This is a genomic window from Virgibacillus sp. W0181, assembly GCF_051846915.1.
GTDB lineage: Bacteria > Bacillota > Bacilli > Bacillales > Amphibacillaceae > JBPYCR01.
Genome location: NZ_JBPYCR010000002.1, coordinates 1 through 19,635, shown reverse-complemented (window position 1 = coordinate 19,635; position 19,635 = coordinate 1). Strand labels below are relative to the sequence as shown.

The 19,635-nt window shown below is 37.8% G+C and carries 20 protein-coding genes; all 20 read left to right on the top strand.

Features of this window, described 5'->3' with window-relative positions:
* Positions 1-8: 8 nt before the first annotated feature.
* The 20 genes from ACLIBG_RS01395 (at position 9) to rpsO (ending at position 19,410) form a co-directional block, all read left to right on the top strand.
* Positions 9-317: a hypothetical protein gene (locus ACLIBG_RS01395; RefSeq protein WP_439310914.1), complete on the top strand. Its 309-nt coding sequence runs from the start codon at positions 9-11 to the stop codon at positions 315-317.
* A gap of 11 nt (positions 318-328) precedes the next feature.
* The gene (locus ACLIBG_RS01390; RefSeq protein WP_439310913.1) at positions 329-775 is read left to right on the top strand and encodes a helix-turn-helix domain-containing protein; all 447 of its coding nucleotides are present in this window, start codon (positions 329-331) and stop codon (positions 773-775) included.
* Positions 776-939: 164 nt separating this feature from the next.
* Positions 940-1,683, top strand: a complete 744-nt coding sequence (rpsB, locus tag ACLIBG_RS01385) for a 30S ribosomal protein S2 (protein ID WP_439310912.1) — start codon at positions 940-942, stop codon at positions 1,681-1,683.
* A 139-nt stretch (positions 1,684-1,822) separates the two neighbouring features.
* On the top strand, positions 1,823-2,707 hold the full coding sequence (tsf, locus tag ACLIBG_RS01380) for a translation elongation factor Ts (protein ID WP_439310911.1): 885 nt from the start codon (positions 1,823-1,825) through the stop codon (positions 2,705-2,707).
* Between the two features lie 87 nt (positions 2,708-2,794).
* A complete protein-coding gene (gene pyrH / locus ACLIBG_RS01375) occupies positions 2,795-3,517 on the top strand; it encodes a UMP kinase (protein ID WP_439310910.1) in 723 nt (240 codons plus the stop codon).
* A gap of 1 nt (position 3,518) precedes the next feature.
* A complete protein-coding gene (frr, locus tag ACLIBG_RS01370; RefSeq protein WP_439310909.1) occupies positions 3,519-4,076 on the top strand; it encodes a ribosome recycling factor in 558 nt (185 codons plus the stop codon).
* A gap of 180 nt (positions 4,077-4,256) precedes the next feature.
* On the top strand, positions 4,257-5,018 hold the full coding sequence (locus ACLIBG_RS01365) for an isoprenyl transferase (RefSeq protein WP_439310908.1): 762 nt from the start codon (positions 4,257-4,259) through the stop codon (positions 5,016-5,018).
* 14 nt (positions 5,019-5,032) lie between these two features.
* Positions 5,033-5,827 carry a phosphatidate cytidylyltransferase gene (locus ACLIBG_RS01360; protein ID WP_439310907.1) on the top strand — a complete coding sequence of 265 codons (795 nt, stop codon included), beginning with the start codon at positions 5,033-5,035 and terminating at the stop codon, positions 5,825-5,827.
* A 76-nt stretch (positions 5,828-5,903) separates the two neighbouring features.
* Positions 5,904-7,166, top strand: coding sequence for an RIP metalloprotease RseP (rseP, locus tag ACLIBG_RS01355; RefSeq protein WP_439310906.1), 1,263 nt, complete (start codon positions 5,904-5,906; stop codon positions 7,164-7,166).
* A gap of 231 nt (positions 7,167-7,397) precedes the next feature.
* Positions 7,398-11,687, top strand: coding sequence for a PolC-type DNA polymerase III (locus tag ACLIBG_RS01350; RefSeq protein ID WP_439310905.1), 4,290 nt, complete (start codon positions 7,398-7,400; stop codon positions 11,685-11,687).
* A gap of 353 nt (positions 11,688-12,040) precedes the next feature.
* A complete protein-coding gene (gene rimP, locus ACLIBG_RS01345) occupies positions 12,041-12,511 on the top strand; it encodes a ribosome maturation factor RimP (protein ID WP_439310904.1) in 471 nt (156 codons plus the stop codon).
* Between the two features lie 14 nt (positions 12,512-12,525).
* Positions 12,526-13,623: a transcription termination factor NusA gene (gene nusA / locus ACLIBG_RS01340; protein ID WP_439310903.1), complete on the top strand. Its 1,098-nt coding sequence runs from the start codon at positions 12,526-12,528 to the stop codon at positions 13,621-13,623.
* A gap of 12 nt (positions 13,624-13,635) precedes the next feature.
* Positions 13,636-13,911: an RNase P modulator RnpM gene (rnpM, locus tag ACLIBG_RS01335; RefSeq protein WP_439310902.1), complete on the top strand. Its 276-nt coding sequence runs from the start codon at positions 13,636-13,638 to the stop codon at positions 13,909-13,911.
* Positions 13,908-14,213 carry a L7Ae/L30e/S12e/Gadd45 family ribosomal protein gene (locus tag ACLIBG_RS01330; RefSeq protein WP_439310901.1) on the top strand — a complete coding sequence of 102 codons (306 nt, stop codon included), beginning with the start codon at positions 13,908-13,910 and terminating at the stop codon, positions 14,211-14,213. The genes rnpM and ACLIBG_RS01330 overlap by 4 nt, the downstream gene beginning before the upstream one ends.
* A gap of 20 nt (positions 14,214-14,233) precedes the next feature.
* Positions 14,234-16,363: a translation initiation factor IF-2 gene (gene infB / locus ACLIBG_RS01325; protein ID WP_439310900.1), complete on the top strand. Its 2,130-nt coding sequence runs from the start codon at positions 14,234-14,236 to the stop codon at positions 16,361-16,363.
* Positions 16,360-16,638 carry a DUF503 domain-containing protein gene (locus tag ACLIBG_RS01320; RefSeq protein WP_439310899.1) on the top strand — a complete coding sequence of 93 codons (279 nt, stop codon included), beginning with the start codon at positions 16,360-16,362 and terminating at the stop codon, positions 16,636-16,638. The genes infB and ACLIBG_RS01320 overlap by 4 nt, the downstream gene beginning before the upstream one ends.
* 85 nt (positions 16,639-16,723) lie before the next feature.
* Complete coding sequence (gene rbfA, locus ACLIBG_RS01315; protein ID WP_439310898.1) at positions 16,724-17,065, top strand: 30S ribosome-binding factor RbfA; 342 nt, start codon at positions 16,724-16,726, stop codon at positions 17,063-17,065.
* An 86-nt stretch (positions 17,066-17,151) separates the two neighbouring features.
* Positions 17,152-18,045, top strand: coding sequence for a tRNA pseudouridine(55) synthase TruB (truB, locus tag ACLIBG_RS01310; RefSeq protein WP_439310897.1), 894 nt, complete (start codon positions 17,152-17,154; stop codon positions 18,043-18,045).
* 18 nt (positions 18,046-18,063) lie between these two features.
* Positions 18,064-19,017 (top strand): bifunctional riboflavin kinase/FAD synthetase, encoded by a 954-nt coding sequence (locus tag ACLIBG_RS01305; protein WP_439310896.1) that lies wholly within the window; start codon positions 18,064-18,066, stop codon positions 19,015-19,017.
* Positions 19,018-19,140: 123 nt separating this feature from the next.
* Positions 19,141-19,410, top strand: a complete 270-nt coding sequence (rpsO, locus tag ACLIBG_RS01300; RefSeq protein ID WP_439310895.1) for a 30S ribosomal protein S15 — start codon at positions 19,141-19,143, stop codon at positions 19,408-19,410.
* Positions 19,411-19,635 lie beyond the last annotated feature (225 nt).

Sequence of the window (19,635 nt, the reverse complement as noted above, 5' to 3'; positions counted from 1 at the left end):
GGGATTTTATGAGCTGGAAATCAACCGAAATGCAAGTGGCACTTCCGCGAACACAGGATGCGGGCAAATTGCAAGATCAATTGATGCGACAAGGTCAACATTTTCAAGAATCACTTTCTCAAAGTCGATTAAAAGAACAAGAGTTAAACAGAAAAAGAGTGAACGACTTTGAAGATGTACAAGGTGCGGTCGTTGAAAAAGATCGTGAACATTCTAAAAATGAGGACACAGATGCACAGGAAAGACAAAAGAACGAAGAAGAAGATTCGTTGATTGATCATCCATATTTGGGAAGAAAATTTGACCTGAGCAGATAGAAGGGAATTATATGACATTATTTTTATTAACGATTAGTTTTTTACTTCACATCGTTACTTTTGTTATCATTTATCAATTGTTAAAACAACTACGAATGTTAAAACAAGATAGTACGGAAGAAATGGAAAAAATTTTTGATGCTTATTTACAAGAAATTAAGGAAGAAAACCGAAGTTTACAATTAGAAATAAATGAATCAAAACAAGCAGAACAAAGACGCAAACAACCTCATGCTTCCAATAATTCATCACACCAAAGAAAAATTGTTAACAATTATATACCATTAGATAGTAATAAACCGCCGACTGATTTTGTGGAAACTTCTTTACAATCGCAAATCTTACAGCTTTATGACGAGGGATTATCGGTTGATGAAATTGCTAAGAAATTGAATTGCGGGAAAACAGAGGTTGATCTTACTATAAAAATGTTACGTGAAAAAGAAGTTAATACTTGATTGAATAAGCATCATATGGTATCTTTATTTTTGGTGTAAATCTCATTAACACCATATTTAAAAACGCACGTTTGGTGATTTGGATATATGGTGCTGCTTCAGGTGAAGCAGTATATATACAAATAAGATCCGAACGGAGGAAAAACCATTAGGAGGAAAAAAAGATGGCAGTTATTTCTATGAAGCAATTGTTAGAAGCTGGTGTTCATTTCGGGCATCAAACACGCCGTTGGAATCCGAAAATGAAAAAGTACATTTTCACGGAGCGTAACGGTATTTATATTATTGACTTGCAAAAAACAGTCAAAAAAATTGATGAGGCGTACAAATACGTTAAAGATTTGGCAGCCAATGGCGGTACCGTACTTTTTGTTGGTACGAAAAAACAGGCGCAAGAGTCTGTTCGTGATGAAGCAACACGTGCTGGGATGTTCTATGTAAACCAGCGCTGGTTGGGCGGGACCCTTACGAACTTCCAAACAATCCGCAAACGGATCAATCGCTTGAAAACGATTGAGCGTATGGAAGAAGATGGAACGTTTGAAGTGTTACCGAAAAAAGAAACAGTTGAACTGCTAAAAGAAAAAGCACGTTTAGTGAAATTTCTTGGTGGAATAAAGGATATGAAAAGAATTCCAGATGCAATGTTCGTTATCGATCCTCGCAAAGAACGCATTGCAATTGCCGAAGCACATAAATTAAATATCCCTATTGTGGGAATTGTTGATACGAACTGTGATCCGGATGAAATTGATTATGTAATTCCTGCAAATGATGACGCAATTCGCGCCGTCAAATTGTTGACATCTAAAATGGCTGACGCTATTTTGGAAGCAAGACAAGGTGAAGAGCAAGAAGTACCTCAGGAAGAACAAGCGATAGAACAGAAAGAAGTAGTGGAAGAATAGTTTTTTGGATAAGATAGGTGATAAGGGGAATAGCCTTTTATCACCTTTTTTAAAGCAAGGAAGGGTTACGTATTATTTCCGTTGCGAGATTCAAAAAAGCTATAAAACAATTAATTAAAGATGTATGGGAGGATTTATAATGGCAATTACTGCAAAAATGGTAAAAGAACTGCGTGAAAAAACAGGTGCCGGAATGATGGATTGTAAAAAAGCATTACAAGAAACTTCCGGTAATATGGAAGAAGCCATTGACTTCTTACGTAAAAAAGGAGCATCACAAGCAGCTAAAAAGGCAGATCGGATAGCAGCTGAGGGCTCGACTTATATTGAAGTTGATAACAATACAGCGGCTCTTCTTGAAGTAAATTGCGAAACTGACTTTGTAACAAAAAATGACACATTTAAACAATTGCTACAAGATTTAGGCAGCCACATTGTAGTCAATAAGCCGGGAACTGTGGAAGAAGCTTTGCAACAAAATCTGCAAGGAACAGAAAATACGGTAGAATCGCATATTAATTCCATTGTAGCAACCATTGGTGAGAAAATTTCGCTTCGCCGCTTTGCTGTTTTAACGAAAACAGATAGCGATGCGTTTGGCGCTTACCTTCATATGGACGGACGCATTGGAGCACTTACACTGTTAGAAGGTACGAAAGATGAAGAAGTTGCAAAGGATATAGCGATGCACGTTGCTGCAGCTAACCCGACTTACGTATCACGAGAAGATGTAGCAGAAGAAGAAGTAAATCGTGAACGAGAAATACTAAAAGAACAAGCATTAAGTGAAGGAAAACCGGAAAAAATTATTGAAAAAATGGTTGAAGGACGTTTAGGCAAATTCTTCGAGCAGATTTGCTTGCTTGATCAAAACTATGTTAAAGATCCTGATAATAAAGTTGAAAAATATGTAGCTAATAAAGGTGCAACAGTTAAAGCATTTGTACGTTATGAGGTTGGAGAAGGAATGGAAAAGAAAGAAGAAAACTTTGCCGAAGAAGTTATGAGTCAAATGAAAAATTAACATAATTTGAATAGGGGACACTTTGTGTTCCCTATTTCTCAATGATATAATGAATAAAGAAAATAAAAAATATTGATGGAGGTTACCATGACTTCAGCTCGCTACCGTAGAATCGTACTAAAATTAAGTGGAGAAGCATTGTGTGGCACTCAAGGTTTTGGTATAGAACCTAAAATAATTAAATCTATCGCTTCGCAAGTAAAAGAAGTGGCAGAATTAGGGATTGAAATAGCTATCGTAGTTGGTGGCGGAAATATTTGGCGTGGCAAAGTAGGCAGCGAAATGGGAATGGATCGTGCGACGGCCGACTATATGGGGATGCTTGCAACCGTGATGAATTCCTTGGCATTGCAGGATAGTTTGGAAACAATGGGGATTCAGACAAGAGTACAAGCCTCAATCGAAATGCGCCAAGTGGCTGAACCTTACATAAGAAGAAAAGCAATTCGTCATTTGGAAAAAAAGCGTGTCGTCATCTTTGCAGCCGGTACTGGAAACCCATATTTTTCGACTGATACAACTGCAGCCTTACGTGCAGCTGAAATTGAAGCAGATGTCATATTAATGGCAAAAAATAATGTAGACGGTGTTTATACGGACGATCCAAAACGAAACAAAGATGCCCAAAAATATGATAAACTTTCTTATATGGAAATGCTGAATGAAGGACTGGAAGTAATGGACTCCACTGCCTCTTCTCTGTGTATGGATAACGATATCCCACTAATTGTCTTTTCCATTACGGAAGAGGGTAACATTAAAAGGGTTGTCCAAGGCGAAATACTTGGAACTACGATTAGGGGGAAATAAAATGACGATAAGTATAATGAAGGAAATGCAAGACAAAATGAAGTCAGCTGTACAGGCGTTTTCAAAAAACCTAGCTACAGTTAGAGCTGGACGTGCAAATCCAAGTTTATTGGACAGTATTTATGTTGATTATTATGGTGCACCAACACCGCTTAATCAGTTGTCAACTATTGGCGCACCAGAAGCGAGGTTGCTTGTTATTACGCCATTCGATAAATCGGCTATTGGGGACATTGAAAAAGCGATACAAAAAGCGGATCTAGGATTGTCTCCTTCGAGTGATGGGAATGTTGTTCGGATTAACATTCCACCACTAACGGAAGATCGACGGAAAGAGCTTGTAAAAGTAGTCGGGAAATTTTCCGAGGAATCAAAAGTTCAAATTAGAAATATTCGTCGAGATGTGAATGATCAGTTGAAAAAAGCTGAAAAAGATAATGAACTAACTGAAGATGAATTACGTTCTTCACAAGACGATGTACAAAAAGAGACGGATCGCTATATTAACGAAATCGATAAACTTGCAAAAAATAAAGAAGAAGAAATTATGGAAGTATAATTTGTCGCCTTTTCAATCGAAATAGTTGCCCTCTTAATTTTAAGAGGGGCTTTTTTTCGTTAAATGTATTATAATGAAACAATGCTGAGAATCATCAGTCATACTATTCTTTTTTCCTTCATACTGACTTGAGTTAAAAGGATATCGTATAGAGATACTCGACAATTTGGGGGACAAATGATGTCAATGAAACTTCCTTTTTTTAGAAAAAAACGTGCAGCGGCAATTGAAGATATAACGCTTGAAAACCCGCCAAACCATGTAGCTATAATCATGGACGGTAACGGACGTTGGGCCAAAAAGAGAGGGCTGCCACGCATAGCTGGACATAAAGAAGGCATGGATGTAGTAAAAAACATTGTAACCGTGGCAAATAAATATAACGTTAAAATTTTAACACTTTATGCCTTTTCAACCGAAAACTGGAAAAGGCCTAAAGCAGAAGTTGATTTTTTATTAAGATTGCCAAAAGAGTTTTTGCACGTTTATTTACCCGAAATGATGGAAAACAATGTTCGAATCGAAACGATAGGCGAATTTGATGTTCTGCCGAATCATACAAAAGCAGCAATTCAATACGCCAAAGAGAAGACAAGTAATAATGATGGATTGTTACTGAATTTTGCCTTAAACTATGGAAGTAGATTTGAAATATTGCGTGCAATTAAACAGATGATGACCGATATAGATGAATCAAAATTTTCTGTTGATGAGCTAGATGAACAATTGTTCTCCAACTACCTATATACAAATGGATTAACTGATCCTGACTTATTAATTCGTACGAGTGGAGAACAACGATTAAGCAATTTTCTTCTATGGCAGCTTGCTTATACCGAATTTTGGTTTACGGATGTGCTCTGGCCGGATTTCAATGAAGAAATTTTTCGACAGTCATTGCTCGATTACCAGCAACGCAAAAGGCGCTATGGCGGAATATAAGGTGTGATTTATTAATGAAACAACGCATATGGACAGCGATAGCAGGATTGGTAGTTGTTTTTCCAATTTTGTTAATTGGTTCGTGGCCATTTATTTTATTTACATATGTACTGGCTACAATTGCTCTCGTTGAGCTTATAAAAGCTTACCCAAAAAAAAGTCATTTAGTTGTACCTACCTGTTTAGCAATTCTTTTTTTATGGTTCATGCTGTTGCCGGATAAAGATGGACTTATTCTGTTTGCAGATGAATTGAGTCCAAAACTTATTGTTTTGTTTGTTCTGTTATTATTAACTTATACTGTTCTATCAAAAAATAAGTTTACCTTTGCGGATGCCGGTTTTATACTTATTGTAGTTGCTTATATAAGTTTTGGTTTTTACTTTATTACCGTAGCACGGATTATGGGATTAAATTATTTATTGTTTATTCTATTTTCCATTTGGGCAACGGATTCGGGTGCTTACTTTTTTGGACGAGCCTTAGGCAAAAGAAAATTATGGCCGGCTATAAGCCCTAATAAAACAGTTGCCGGAGCGATCGGCGGCATTATCCTTACTGTTTTGACCGCAGTTGTATTCCAGTTTGTTCATCCTTTTCCAATTAATATGATGGGAATCATTGCAGTGGCCATTATTATATCGATTGTTGGACAAATGGGTGATTTAGTTGCATCTGCCTGTAAAAGACATTATCAAATCAAGGACTTCGGACATATATTACCCGGTCACGGCGGTATTCTCGATCGGTTGGACAGTTTATTATTTGTATTACCATTTTTGTACTTGATCGAATTTATTGCATATTAAATCCGGTTACTAAGTAGAATAGTATCATCTTCCTAAACAAGTACCTATTTCTACACCGATAAAAGGAGTGTTTCTTGTGAACACCATTATAGCATTTATACTTATGTTTGGCCTGCTTGTGTTTGTTCATGAATGGGGACATCTTATCTTTGCAAAGCGAACAGGAATGCTAGCCCGTGAATTTGCAATAGGTTTTGGGCCGAAAGTGTTGTCGTTTATTAGAAATGAAACGTTATACACGATTCGTTTATTGCCAATTGGAGGGTATGTACGAGTAGCCGGTGAAGACCCAGAGATCATTGAGTTAAAACCCGGGCATCACATTGGACTTGAATATAACCATGAAGGTTATGTAAAAAAAATCATTGTGAACAACAAATCAAAACATCCGGATGCACAGATAATAGAAGTAGAACGAGCGGATCTCGATCATGACCTTGTCATTGAAGGCTATGAAGTGGACGAACATGAGAAGCTGACTTTTAAAGTAGACCGGAATGCATTTTTCGTCATGGACGAAAAAGAAACACAAATCGCTCCATTTGATCGGCAATTTGCTTCTAAAACACCTGGACAAAGGGCAATGCAACTATTTGCCGGACCCATGATGAATTTTATACTTGCCATTGTCATCTTCCTTATTTTGGGGCTTGTACAAGGTGTTCCTTCTGAACGCGCACTGATTGGTGAGGTAGAACCGAATAGTCCGGCACAAGAGGCAGGAATGCAGAGTGGCGATGAAGTCGTTCAAATTGAAGGTAATTCTGTGTCGTCGTGGGAGGAATTTACCGACATCGTAAAAACGAATCCGGAAAAAGAGCTTGAGATGATCGTTCAGCGAAATGATGACGTTGAGGAAGCATTAACGGTCATTCCCAAAGAAGCAACCGATATGGAAGGGAATGAAATTGGTCAAGTCGGCGTGAGGCTTGCCTTTGAAAAATCATTTGTCGGTACGTTTAAATATGGATTTGTCCAAACATATGAAACGACTAAACTCATTTTAGTTAATCTCGGTATGTTAATAACAGGACAATATTCACTGGATATGATTTCGGGTCCTGTCGGAATTTATGATGCTACAGACCAGGTCGTTCAAACGGGGTTTATGAACTTTTTAATGTGGACGGCCATGTTAAGTATCAATTTGGGGATTATTAATCTTGTACCGCTTCCGGCTCTCGATGGAGGCAGACTTCTGTTTGTGGGATTAGAAGCGGTTCGGGGCAAGCCAATCGACCCGCAAAAAGAAGGAGTCGTTCATTTTATCGGATTTGCTTTGTTAATGCTGCTGATGATTGTCGTGACTTGGAATGATATCCAACGGCTGTTTTTATAAATGTATTTAAAGCAGAGGTGACTAATGGAAAGCCTACTTAAATGAATGGTGTAATTATTTTCGGTATGCAGGACATTTATCCGGTAGGCGTTTGTCCAAGGCGGGCAAGCATTAGCCTCTTCTGTGAGCAAGACGCTTGCGCTTTTGTTCCTGATGCCTCTATGTGGAGTTAAAAACCACTTGGGGGCTTTTATATTTAAAATTAGTTTTCCAGCGCGGGGGGATTTATGTATGAATATATCAAAACAAGAAAAAATGAATGTTTTGCTCCAACAACTGCAAATGCCTGAAGACATTGTAAATACGTATTTTAAACAGAGCATGTTAGAGAAACTTGAAATTTTCAAGCAAACGAAAACGTGGATCTTTCATCTCCGAGTACCATCGATTCTGCCTTTGTCTGTTTATCAACTTCTGTTGACGAAGTGTAGAGAAGAATTTCAAGAAATTGCTCAAACAGATCTTGTTATTCTAGCAGAAAATAATGTGTGTGAAGAAGAAACGATTTGTGAGTACTGGCACTTTTTTCTGCAATCCATATCCAATTTATCCCCGGCATATAACGATTTAATACATAAACAAACGCCCGAAGTACATCAAAATAAATTGCATTTAACAGCTCGCAATGAAGCAGAGGCGTTTTCATTAAAGCGGAGACTCGAAGCGGAGTTTCAAACTTTTTGTCAAAAAATAGGTTCACGTCCTTATGTATTGGAAGTTGCTGTTAAGACAAAAGAAACAGACATGCAAAAATTTCGCGAGCAAAAGTCTTTGGAAGACAAAGAACTAGTATTAAAAACGATGCAGGATAAAGAAAAAAGAGATAAAGAAAAGGAAAACCATGATATACCGAAAACTTTAATGCTTGGTTATGAAGTAAAAGATGAACCAATGCAAATGGTGGAGATTCAAGAAGAAGAGCGCCGGGCAGTAGTTCAGGGATATATTTTTAATGCAGAAGTCCGAAAACTTCGTTCGGGGCGTAGTTTATTAATTATTAAAGCGACTGATTATACAGATTCTCTTGAAATAAAGATGTTCTCCAGAAATGATGAGGATGAAATTATGTTTGGTGCGGTAAAAGAAGGAATATGGATTAAAGCAAGAGGCCGCATTCAAACAGATATGTATTCAAATGAATTGGCGATGATGGCAAATGATATTAATCAAATAAATGTTGCATCGCGAATGGACACCGCTCCAGAAGATGATAAACGTGTGGAATTGCATGCCCATACGACAATGAGTCAACTCGATGCCGTTACATCTCCTGCGAGACTTATCGGACAAGCAGCAAAATGGGGGCATAAAGCCATTGCTATCACTGATCATGCTGGTGTACAAGGATTTCCAGAAGCCCATGCTGCCGGAGAAAAACATCAAGTGAAAGTTATTTATGGGGTGGAAGCGAACCTTGTCGATGATGGCGTACCAATTGCTTACAATTCAAAAGATATCGACTTGAAAGATGCGACTTATGTCGTCTTTGACGTGGAGACGACAGGTCTTTCCGCTGTATATGACACAATTATTGAGCTTGCTGGTGTTAAAATTTATCAAGGGGAAATTATTGACCGTTTCGAATCTTTTGCAAATCCGCATAAAGCGTTGTCGTCCCGTATAACAGAAATAACCGGTATTACAGATGATATGCTTATAGATGCCCCCGAAGTAAATAACGTACTGAGAGATTTCCATGAGTGGATGGGAGATAGTATTTTAGTTGCTCATAATGCAAGCTTCGATATTGGATTTCTCAATGAAGGGTTTAAAAGAATAGAAATTGAGCAAGTGAAAAATTCTGTGATCGATACATTGGAGTTAGCTCGATTTTTATATCCTGATCTAGGAAACCATCGTTTGAATACATTGTGTAAATTACTTGATATTGAATTGACTCAACATCACCGTGCGATTTATGATGCAGAAGCAACCGGCTATTTATTTTGGAAATTTGTCCAAGAACTCATAAATAAGGCGATAACGAACCATAATGAATTGAATGATCATATGGGCGAAGGGAATGCATATCAAAATTCCAGACCGAACCATTGTATATTGCTTGCTACCAATCAAACCGGACTTAAAAATTTGTACAAGTTGGTATCTTATTCGCATATTCATTATTTTTATCGTGTTCCTAGAATACCACGGTCGCTTCTAACAAAGCATCGGGAAGGATTATTAGTAGGATCCGGTTGTGCGCAAGGAGAAGTATTTGAGACGATGATGCAAAAATCAGCAGATGCAGCGGAAAAAGCTGCTGCGTTTTATGATTATATAGAAGTGCAGCCGCCGTCCAATTACAGTAATCTACTAGGTGATCTGATCGCGAACGAAGCACAAGTACTGGACATTATTTCCAATATCGTAAACTTAGGAAAACGGCTGGACAAACCTGTAGTAGCTACCGGTAACGTCCATTATATAGACGATCATGAAAAGCTATATAGACAAATACTAATTGCATCACAAAAAGGTAACCCGTTAAACAGACAAAGAATACCTGACACACCATTTCGCACAACTTCCGATATGTTAGAGGCCTTTCAGTTTCTAGGTGAAGATAAAGCACATGAAATAGTTGTTTTGAATACGAACAATATTGCCAATAAAATGGAGGAACTCTCGCCAATTCAAGATAGTTTGTATACGCCAAATATTGAAGGTGCCGATGAAGAGGTTAGGAATTTGACTTATAGTAATGCAGAAGCGATATATGGAAAGCCTGTACCTGATATTGTAGAACAACGGCTGGAAAAAGAGTTGAGTAGTATTATCGGTCACGGATTCGCGGTTATTTATTTAATATCTCATAAACTAGTAAAAAAATCGTTGACAGATGGATATTTAGTAGGCTCCCGAGGTTCAGTTGGCTCATCGCTTGTAGCAACAATGATGGAAATTACAGAAGTAAATCCACTACCTGCTCATTACGCTTGCACAAGCTGTCATTACAACGAATTTATTACCGATGGTTCGGTCGCTAGTGGTTTTGACTTAGCGGATAAAAACTGTCCGAATTGTGAAAAACCGTTAATGAAAGATGGGCAGGATATCCCGTTTGAAACATTTTTAGGATTTAAAGGAGATAAGGTCCCGGATATTGATTTGAACTTTTCCGGTGAGTATCAACCAAAGGCCCATAACTATACAAAGGAACTTTTCGGCGTTGATAATGTTTTTCGAGCCGGAACGATTGGAACAATTGCAAATAAGACGGCTTATGGCTACGTAAAAGGCTATGCTTCCGATAAACAACTTTTTTATAAAGGGGCGGAAACCGATCGGCTTGTTCAAGGATGTACGGGTGTTAAAAGAACAACCGGACAGCATCCAGGTGGAATTATCGTTGTCCCTACCGACAAAGAAATTTATGATTTTACGCCGATACAGTTTCCTGCTGATGATAGAAAAAGTGAGTGGAGGACGACCCATTTTGATTTTCATTCCATTGAAAACAATTTGCTGAAGCTGGATATTCTTGGACACGATGATCCAACGATGATCCGCATGCTACAGGACTTAAGCGGCATTGATCCATTCACAATTCCAACGGATGATAAGGAAGTCATGAAAATATTTTCCGGAACAGAAGCGATCGGTGTTACACCAGAACAGATCAATTGTAAGACCGGGACACTAGGTGTTCCAGAGTTTGGCACATCTTTCGTTCGACAAATGCTAGAAGACACAAAGCCAAATTCGTTTGCTGAGTTGGTTATTATTTCAGGTCTTTCGCACGGAACTGATGTATGGCTTGGCAATGCAGAAGAGTTAATAAATAATGGTATTTGTGAGCTCGCTGATGTCATCGGTTGTCGTGATGATATTATGGTGTATTTGATGCATAAAGGGCTAGAAGCATCCCTTGCTTTTAAGATTATGGAATTTGTCCGGAAAGGCAGAGGGCTGCAAGAGGAATGGATTGAAGAAATGAAAAAGCACGATGTTCCGGATTGGTATATTGAATCATGTAAAAAAATCAAATACATGTTTCCAAAAGCCCATGCTGCAGCCTATGTATTAATGGCTGTAAGAATTGCTTATTTTAAAGTGCACCATCCAATCCTATTTTATGCTTCTTACTTTTCCATACGAGCCGCGGATTTTGAACTGGAAACAATGGTTAAAGGTCCAGTGGCGTTAAGAGAAAGAATTGAAAATATTAAAGAGAAAGGTAACGATGCTTCGCCAAAAGAAAAAAACTTATTAACTGTTCTGGAAGTGTCACTGGAAATGTGTGAACGTGGCTATTCTTTTCAACAAGTCGACTTGTATAAATCGAATGCAGCGGAATTTATTGTCGAGGACAATACATTAATACCGCCATTTAATGCGGTGGACGGGCTTGGGACGAATGCGGCCATCAATATTGTTAAAGCAAGAGAAGACGGTGAATTCCTGTCCAAACAAGATCTTCGTGTACGTAGCCGAATATCAAAAACGGTACTGGAATACTTGGATACACACGGTTGTTTGCAAGGAATGGCCGAAGAAAATCAACTGTCTCTTTTTTAGGGGCTGTTCAAAAAGTACGGTAAAAAACGTTTTGATCATGGGGATCTTCGACTAAGTACCGACACATCGTGTGTCGAATGTCGAAGTCAGTACATCCTGTACAAGCCCGCAAAACAGGTAAGACTTGCACGAACGAAATACTTGTGATATGATTTTTTTGGTAAGTAATCATAATGTACGGACTAAAAGAGTGGGGACATTCCCACTCTTTCTTCATACAACAGCTTTCTAACTTCCCCCTTGCCACAGCACCCGGCAAGGGTTTTGTGTTGATATCGTGATATCGTGAAATGAAAAACTGGAGACTTGTTAATAATAAGTATACATATTACGAAATAAAGGAGGATGCTAACTTGAGTTCAAAAATTATAGATATTACAGAAGAACTAGTGCAGCCTATTTTAACAGAAAAAGGATTGGAACTGGTTGATGTTGAATATGTAAAAGAAGCAAAAAATTGGTTTTTACGTGTTTATATTGATAAAGAGGAAGGTTTGGATATTACCGAATGCGGCCAAGTTTCCGAGCAGTTAAGCGCGAAGTTGGATGAATTGGACCCGATTAAAGGTACTTATTTTCTTGAAGTATCCTCTCCGGGAGCGGAACGTCCATTAAAAACGAAAGATGACTTCATTAAAAATGTAAACAATCATGTATATATTAAATTATACGCACCTCTTAACGGAGAAAAAGAATATGAAGGTACATTAAAAGCGTTTATCAATGATTCCGCAACAATTGAATACAAATTAAAAACACAAAAAAAGCAAGTTGAAATTCCATACGATAAAATCGCCCATGCTAGACTTGCTGTCGTGTTTTAAAGGGGGAGAAAAGAGTGAGCAATCAATTGTTCGATGCAATTAATTTTTTGGAAAAAGAGAAAGGGATCGATAAAGAAATTTTATTGGAAGCTCTTGAAGCAGCCTTAATTTCAGCTTATAAGAAAAACTTCAAGTCAGCGACAAACGTACGTGTTGCTTTGAATGAAAATGAAGGTTCAATGAAAGTGTATTCCAGAAAAACAGTTGTAGAAGAAATTGAAAATAATCAGGAAGAGATATCGTTGGAAGAAGCACAAGATATTGATCCAAATTATGAAATTGATGATGTGGTCGAGGTGGAAATTACACCGAAAGATTTTGGCCGGATCGCGGCACAAGCAGCAAAGCAAGTAGTTACGCAACGTGTACGGGAAGCGGAACGTGGTGTCATTTTCAGTGAATATGCCGATAGAGAAGAAGATGTCATGACCGGGATTATTCAACGAAAAGATTCCAGATTTATTTATGTTAATTTGGGAAAAATTGAAGCAAAACTTGCTGAAGCCGAACAAATACCATCTGAATCATATCATATTCATGATCGGATCAAAGTATTTGTTACCAAAGTAGAAAATACGAGTAAAGGGCCTCAAATATATATATCCCGATCACATCCGGGCTTATTAAAACGTCTTTTTGAGATGGAAGTGCCGGAAATCTACGAAGGCATTGTGGAAATTAAATCGATTTCCCGCGAAGCAGGAGACCGTTCAAAAATCTCCGTTCATGCACCTGACCCTGAAATAGACCCAGTAGGCTCTTGTGTTGGTCAAAAAGGACAACGTGTGCAAGCTATTGTAAATGAATTAAACGGTGAGAAAATTGATGTCGTAGAATGGTCAGACGACCCAATTGTATATGTTTCCAATGCACTCAGTCCTTCCAAAGTTATTAACGTTCTCGTAGATGAAGAGGATAAAGCCACTACGGTTATCGTACCGGACTATCAACTTTCATTAGCTATTGGAAAGCGTGGGCAAAATGCCAGATTGGCGGCCAAGCTTACAGGTTGGAAAATTGATATAAAAAGTGAAACAGTCGCAAAAGAAGAAGGATTGTTGACAGATGAAGATGAAGACTCTACTTATTTAGATGATAACCTGTTCGAATAAGGAGCGGTTTACATGGCTAAAAAAAGAAAAATCCCACAGCGTAAATGTGTCGTAACAAATGAAATGAAGCCTAAAAAAGAATTAATACGAATTGTCCGTAATAAAGAAGGCGAAGTTTTTGTAGATCCAACCGGTAAGAAAAATGGCCGAGGCGCTTACGTATCTTTGGATATGGATACTATTGAAAAGGCGAAAAAAGCACATGTTTTAGAAAAAACGTTTCAAATTGAAATTGATGCCAGTATTTATGATGAACTCGTTTCACTAGCACAAGGTAAACAGAAATGAAAAAAAACAGCTACTTAAATATTGTAGGATTAGCATTACGAGCCGGAAAATGTTCAGTCGGGGAAGAAAATATTGTGAAAGATATCCAGAAAAAACGAGCAGCGCTTGTACTTTTGGCAAATGATATTGGTCCTAGAACAAAGAAAAAATTGATTGATAAGTGTAGAACTTATGAAATTCCATTCGTCGTATTGGAAGAAGATCGGGAAGTATTGTCTCAAGCAATTGGTAAAACGAAAAGAGTAGGTGTTGCTATTTTAGATAAAGGCTTTGCCACTAAAATAAAATCACTACTTGGTTAAATAAACTCGGGGGTGAACGTATGAGTAAAATGCGTGTATATGAATATGCCAAGAAAAACAATTTAGCAAGTAAAGATGTTATTCAGAAATTAAAAGATTTAAATATAGAAGTTTCCAATCATATGTCTACAATATCGGCAAGCACGGCTGCGAAACTTGATGAAAAAATAAAACCAGCAACAACAGCGAGCAAAAAAAGTGAACCTACGAACAAGAACAATAAGGTAAATCAAACAAATAAATCACAACCCAAGGCAGGGAATATGAATAAAAACCAAACGAAACAAAAACAACAGAATAATAGTGGAGTACAAAGAAAGAGTAAATCGAATAAGAATAACCAGCGGAGACAACAGAAAAATATAGCGCCCAAGCAACAGGCCCCAGTCAAAGAGACACCGAAGAAAATTGTTTACCATGAGACATTGACGGTAAATGAATTAGCTGAAAAACTTCATAAAGACACTTCTGAAATTATTAAAAAGCTGATGCTTTTAGGTGTTATGGCCACAAAAAATCAAGACCTTGATGATGATACTATTGAATTAATCTGCACAGAATATGGTGTAGAAGTAGAGAAGGAAATCATTCTGGAAGATACTGATTTTGAAAAGTATTTGGTAGAAAATAAAGAAGAAGATCTTGTGAGCCGTCCAGCTGTTGTGACGATCATGGGTCACGTTGATCACGGAAAAACAACATTACTTGATTCCATCCGCCATACAAAAGTAACTGCGGGTGAAGCAGGCGGGATCACCCAACATATTGGTGCATATCAAGTGGAAAGTGCAGGACAAAAAGTTACTTTTCTTGATACCCCGGGTCACGAAGCCTTTACGAGCATGCGGTCCCGAGGAGCACAGGTAACCGATATTGCGATTTTGGTTGTTGCTGCAGATGACGGGGTTATGCCTCAAACAGTGGAAGCCATCAACCATGCGAAGGCTGCAGAGGTACCAATTATCGTCGCTGTTAACAAAATGGATAAAGAAGCGGCTAATCCAGATCGTGTCATGCAGGAACTGACCGAATATGAATTGATCCCTGAAGATTGGGGTGGAAGCACCATATTTGTTCAGCTTTCTGCGGTTAAAGGTGAAGGAATAGAAGAATTGATCGAAATGATTCTTCTTACTGCAGAGATGGAAGAATTAAAAGCTAATCCGAAAAACAAGGCATTTGGTACGGTGATTGAAGCCCAGTTGGATAAAGGACGCGGTTCAGTGGCAAGTCTGTTAGTTCAAGATGGAACACTACGGGTTGGACAAACGCTTGTAATTGGTAACACGTATGGTCGTGTTCGTGCTATGGTCAGTGACCTTGGTAAGCGAGTAGAAGCGGCAGGGCCGTCCACTCCAGTAGAAATAACCGGATTAAATGCTGTGCCACAAGCTGGCGATCAATTCCTCGTATTTTCCGACGAGAAAAAAGCCCGGCAAATTGGTGAAACCCGAGAGCAAAAACACATCCAAGAATCACGTGGCGGTCAAGCGAAAGTAAGTTTGGATGATTTATTCGAACAAATTAAAAAAGGTGATATGAAAGAAATTAATATTATCATTAAAGCGGATGTTCAAGGTTCGGCAGAGGCGCTTGCTTCGTCCTTAAGAAAGATTGAAGTCGAAAATGTACAAATTAAAATTATTCATATCGGTGTTGGAGCGATTACCGAATCTGATATAATTTTAGCATCTGCTTCTAACGGTGTTGTCATCGGTTTTAACGTACGGCCTGACGTAAACGCACAAAAAGCAGCTGAATTGGAAAAAGTCGATGTACGGTTGCACCGGATTATATATAAAGCTATTGAAGAAATTGAAGCTGCGATGAAAGGGATGCTTGATCCGGAATATGAGGAGAAAGTTATTGGGCAAGCAGAAGTTCGCGAAACATTTAAGGTATCTAAAATTGGAACCATTGCAGGAAGCTACGTAACGAATGGAAAAATTTTGCGCAATGCAAGTATTCGTTTAATAAGAAATGGCGTTGTCCTTTATGAAGGGGAGATTGACGCGCTTAAACGATTTAAAGACGATGTAAAAGAAGTGCAGCAAAATTACGAGTGTGGAATCACGATCAAAGACTTTAATGATATTAAAGAAGGCGATATTATTGAAGCATTCGTCATGGAAGAAATCGAACGGAAATGATAATGTATGCTGAGGTGGAATGCGTTATTTACGATACGCAATCGCTAAAACAAAAGCGCTCCATTTTAAAAAGTATGATTGTCAAATTGCGTAAAGATTTTAATGTTACGGTAGCTGAACTGGACTATCATGATTTATGGCAGCGGACAAAAATTGGAATTGTGACTATATCCAATGAACGTAAAATGGCCGAAAAAATCATTCAAGAAGCATTAAAAACAATTGATCAAAATACGGAGTTGGAACGCACAATAACAAATGTAAATCGTATTTAACCGTTATGTTTCTTTCGTATTAAAATGTTTAATTATCCAAAGAATAAGAAGATCTTTTCCTATCTTCTAATTTGAGGTGAATGGAATGAGCGATGTACGAGCAAATCGAATAGCAGAGCAAATGAAAAAAGAAATTGGAGACATTTTAAATCGTAAAATTAAAGATCCTAGAGTAGGTTTTGTTACGATTACGGATGTGGAAGTGACAGGAGATTTGCAGCAAGCAAAAGTTTTTATTTCTGTACTTGGGGATGAAGAAGAAAAAAAGGAATCTCTAATTGGCCTGGCTAAAGCAAATGGTTTTATCCGAGCCGAAATAGGCAATCGAATAAGGCTACGAAAAACACCTGAACTTTTTTTTGAAATAGATGAATCAATCGAGTACGGTAATAGAATCGAAACGCTGCTGCGAGATTTAGATAAATAAACTAAAGTCTGACTCACGATTTAAGTAACCGCGAGTCAGATTTTTCCATTTGATTACATTAAAAAAACAAGAATGGGGGGATGAAGTTGAATGGTATCTTACCTTTATGGAAACCAACAGCGATGACATCCCATGACTGTGTTATAAAAGTAAGAAAAATATATGGAACGAAAAAAGTTGGCCATACCGGCACGCTCGACCCGCAAGTAGAAGGGGTATTGCCCATCTGCATAGGACAAGCAACCAAACTTGTACCTTTCATGCAAGAAGCAAAGAAAACATATATTGCTCGTGTAGCTTTAGGGAAAGCAACGGAAACGGAAGATGCAGAAGGAGCGGTCATCGCGGAAAAAGAAGTGATTACACCGCCAACCGATGATGAAATTACTTATGCTTTAAAGCGATTTGAAGGAGTTATTACACAAATTCCTCCGATGTATTCTGCAGTAAAAGTGAATGGAAAAAAGCTTTATGAATATGCACGCGCTAATCAAGAGGTGGAGCGGCCCTCAAGAAAAGTGACGATCCACGAAATTACAAAATTGAACGACAAAGATAAAGATAACACATTTCAAATCAAGGTCGTATGTTCCAAAGGGACATATATTCGAACTTTATGTGTTGATATTGGTAAGCAATTAGGATACCCCGCCCACATGGCTCATTTAATTCGTGTGGAAAGCTGTACCATTGCAGCAGAAGATACGGTTGATTTTGCTACTATAGAGCAAGCGAAAGCAGAACAGAAAGAGCGTTCTCTACTGATGCCGATGGTATCTGGTCTGAAAGGAATGGGCCGAATCGAAGTAACAGATGAAGAAAAAGGAAAAATTTTGCACGGGCAAGTTCTTGATAAGCCAACAAGCCCAATAGCAACCGATCCCTTTTTAATGATTAATCATGATCAGTTGCTCGGAATTTATCAAACACACCCAAGAGACTCGAATAAAATAAAACCTGTTCGTATTTTTAATGGATAAAAAGTGAAGGTGAACAATATGGAAACAATTTATTTAACATATCCACATCCATATCAAGTTGAGAATCTGCCGGAAACAACAGCTGCAATTGGTTTTTTTGATGGAATTCATAAGGGACATCAGAAAGTAATTAGAACTGCAGTCAAACAAGCGCAGAAAAAAAAGATGGCAAGTGCGGTTATTACTTTCTCTCCACATCCTTCTGTCATTTTAAAAAGGGATCAGACGGTCGACGTAAAATATATTACGCCTCTTCCGGAAAAACAAGAGCTTATGAGAAAATTACAGGTGGATCGACTATATATTATTACGTTTAATAATGAACTCTCAGCATTACCTCCACAGCAATTCATAGATCATTTTATTATTGGCCTTAATATTAAACATGTTGTTGCCGGATTTGATTTTTCTTTCGGTTACAAAGGAAAAGGAAATATGCAGAATATTAACCAGTTTTCCAGCGGTTTGTTTTCCTCAGAAGCTATTGATAAAGTTGAGGAAGATGATGAAAAAATTAGCTCTACGAAAATTAGAAAGCTTCTAAATGAAGGAAATATGAAAAAAGCAAACACATTATTGGGCAGACATTTAACCGTAAGTGGTAAAGTGATTGATGGAGCTAAGCGGGGAAGAACGATCGGGTATCCAACTGCAAACTTACAAATAGATAAAGAAGCTTTACTGCCTAAGACGGGAGTATATGCGGTTAAAACGTATATACAAGGTGATGAAAAAGCGTGGGAAGGAATGGCCAATTTAGGTACAAACCCAACGTTTACAGATGATACTGATGTCTCACTGGAAGTTCATCTACTTGATTTCGATGCAGATTTATATGGAAAGAACCTTACAATTGAATGGCATCAATTTATTCGTGACGAAGAAAAATACGATGATGTAAATGATCTTATCAAGCAAATACAAGAGGATGAACAGACAATAAGAGCAATTTTTCAAGACCCCGAAAAATAAATTTTGCTTGCAATTTTACTGTGAAAGATGTACGATTAAACACGTAACCTTCGCTTGGCAGTACGTTTACTCCGACGATTGCTGGGGGAATGGGGATCTTAAAAATTATAGGAGGTGGGCCTGTTGGCTATAACGAAAGAACGTAAAAATGAGATTATTAACGAGCATAAGGTTCATGATAATGATACGGGTTCTCCTGAAGTGCAGATTGCTGTGCTTACAGAAGAAATTACTACATTAAATGATCATTTACGTACGCATAAAAAAGATCATCATTCACGTCGTGGTCTTTTGAAAATGGTTGGTAAACGCCGTAATTTATTGAATTATTTACGTAAAAAAGATGTTACGCGTTATCGTGACTTGATTCAAAAACTCGGATTACGCAGGTAATATTAAAAGCAGGAGCAATCCTGCTTTTTTTACGTCATTTTGCTATTATTATATCAAAAAGGCTGTTTTCTAAAAGATTGTTGTTTTGTACATTAGATCACTAGCGTTGCATAAATGTATTTTAATTATTCGGTAAATTATTTATTTCTCTATAAGACAAAAAAGATAACAACCTAATAAAGGTGGCACTGTCCATTTGGTAAAATTATACATTTAATACTTGGG

Bases quoted from the DNA above. Each gene is read 5' to 3' on its own strand.
- rpsB (WP_439310912.1), top strand. From the start codon at position 940: ATGGCAGTTATTTCTATGAAGCAATTGTTAGAAGCTGGTGTTCATTTC.
- pyrH (WP_439310910.1), top strand. From the start codon at position 2,795: ATGACTTCAGCTCGCTACCGTAGAATCGTACTAAAATTAAGTGGAGAA.
- ACLIBG_RS01395 (WP_439310914.1), top strand. From the start codon at position 9: ATGAGCTGGAAATCAACCGAAATGCAAGTGGCACTTCCGCGAACACAG.
- tsf (WP_439310911.1), top strand. From the start codon at position 1,823: ATGGCAATTACTGCAAAAATGGTAAAAGAACTGCGTGAAAAAACAGGT.
- ACLIBG_RS01365 (WP_439310908.1), top strand. From the start codon at position 4,257: ATGTCAATGAAACTTCCTTTTTTTAGAAAAAAACGTGCAGCGGCAATT.
- frr (WP_439310909.1), top strand. From the start codon at position 3,519: ATGACGATAAGTATAATGAAGGAAATGCAAGACAAAATGAAGTCAGCT.
- ACLIBG_RS01320 (WP_439310899.1), top strand. From the start codon at position 16,360: ATGATAATGTATGCTGAGGTGGAATGCGTTATTTACGATACGCAATCG.
- ACLIBG_RS01330 (WP_439310901.1), top strand. From the start codon at position 13,908: ATGAAAAAAAACAGCTACTTAAATATTGTAGGATTAGCATTACGAGCC.
- rnpM (WP_439310902.1), top strand. From the start codon at position 13,636: ATGGCTAAAAAAAGAAAAATCCCACAGCGTAAATGTGTCGTAACAAAT.
- rbfA (WP_439310898.1), top strand. From the start codon at position 16,724: ATGAGCGATGTACGAGCAAATCGAATAGCAGAGCAAATGAAAAAAGAA.
- ACLIBG_RS01350 (WP_439310905.1), top strand. From the start codon at position 7,398: ATGAATATATCAAAACAAGAAAAAATGAATGTTTTGCTCCAACAACTG.
- ACLIBG_RS01390 (WP_439310913.1), top strand. From the start codon at position 329: ATGACATTATTTTTATTAACGATTAGTTTTTTACTTCACATCGTTACT.
- infB (WP_439310900.1), top strand. From the start codon at position 14,234: ATGAGTAAAATGCGTGTATATGAATATGCCAAGAAAAACAATTTAGCA.
- ACLIBG_RS01305 (WP_439310896.1), top strand. From the start codon at position 18,064: ATGGAAACAATTTATTTAACATATCCACATCCATATCAAGTTGAGAAT.
- ACLIBG_RS01360 (WP_439310907.1), top strand. From the start codon at position 5,033: ATGAAACAACGCATATGGACAGCGATAGCAGGATTGGTAGTTGTTTTT.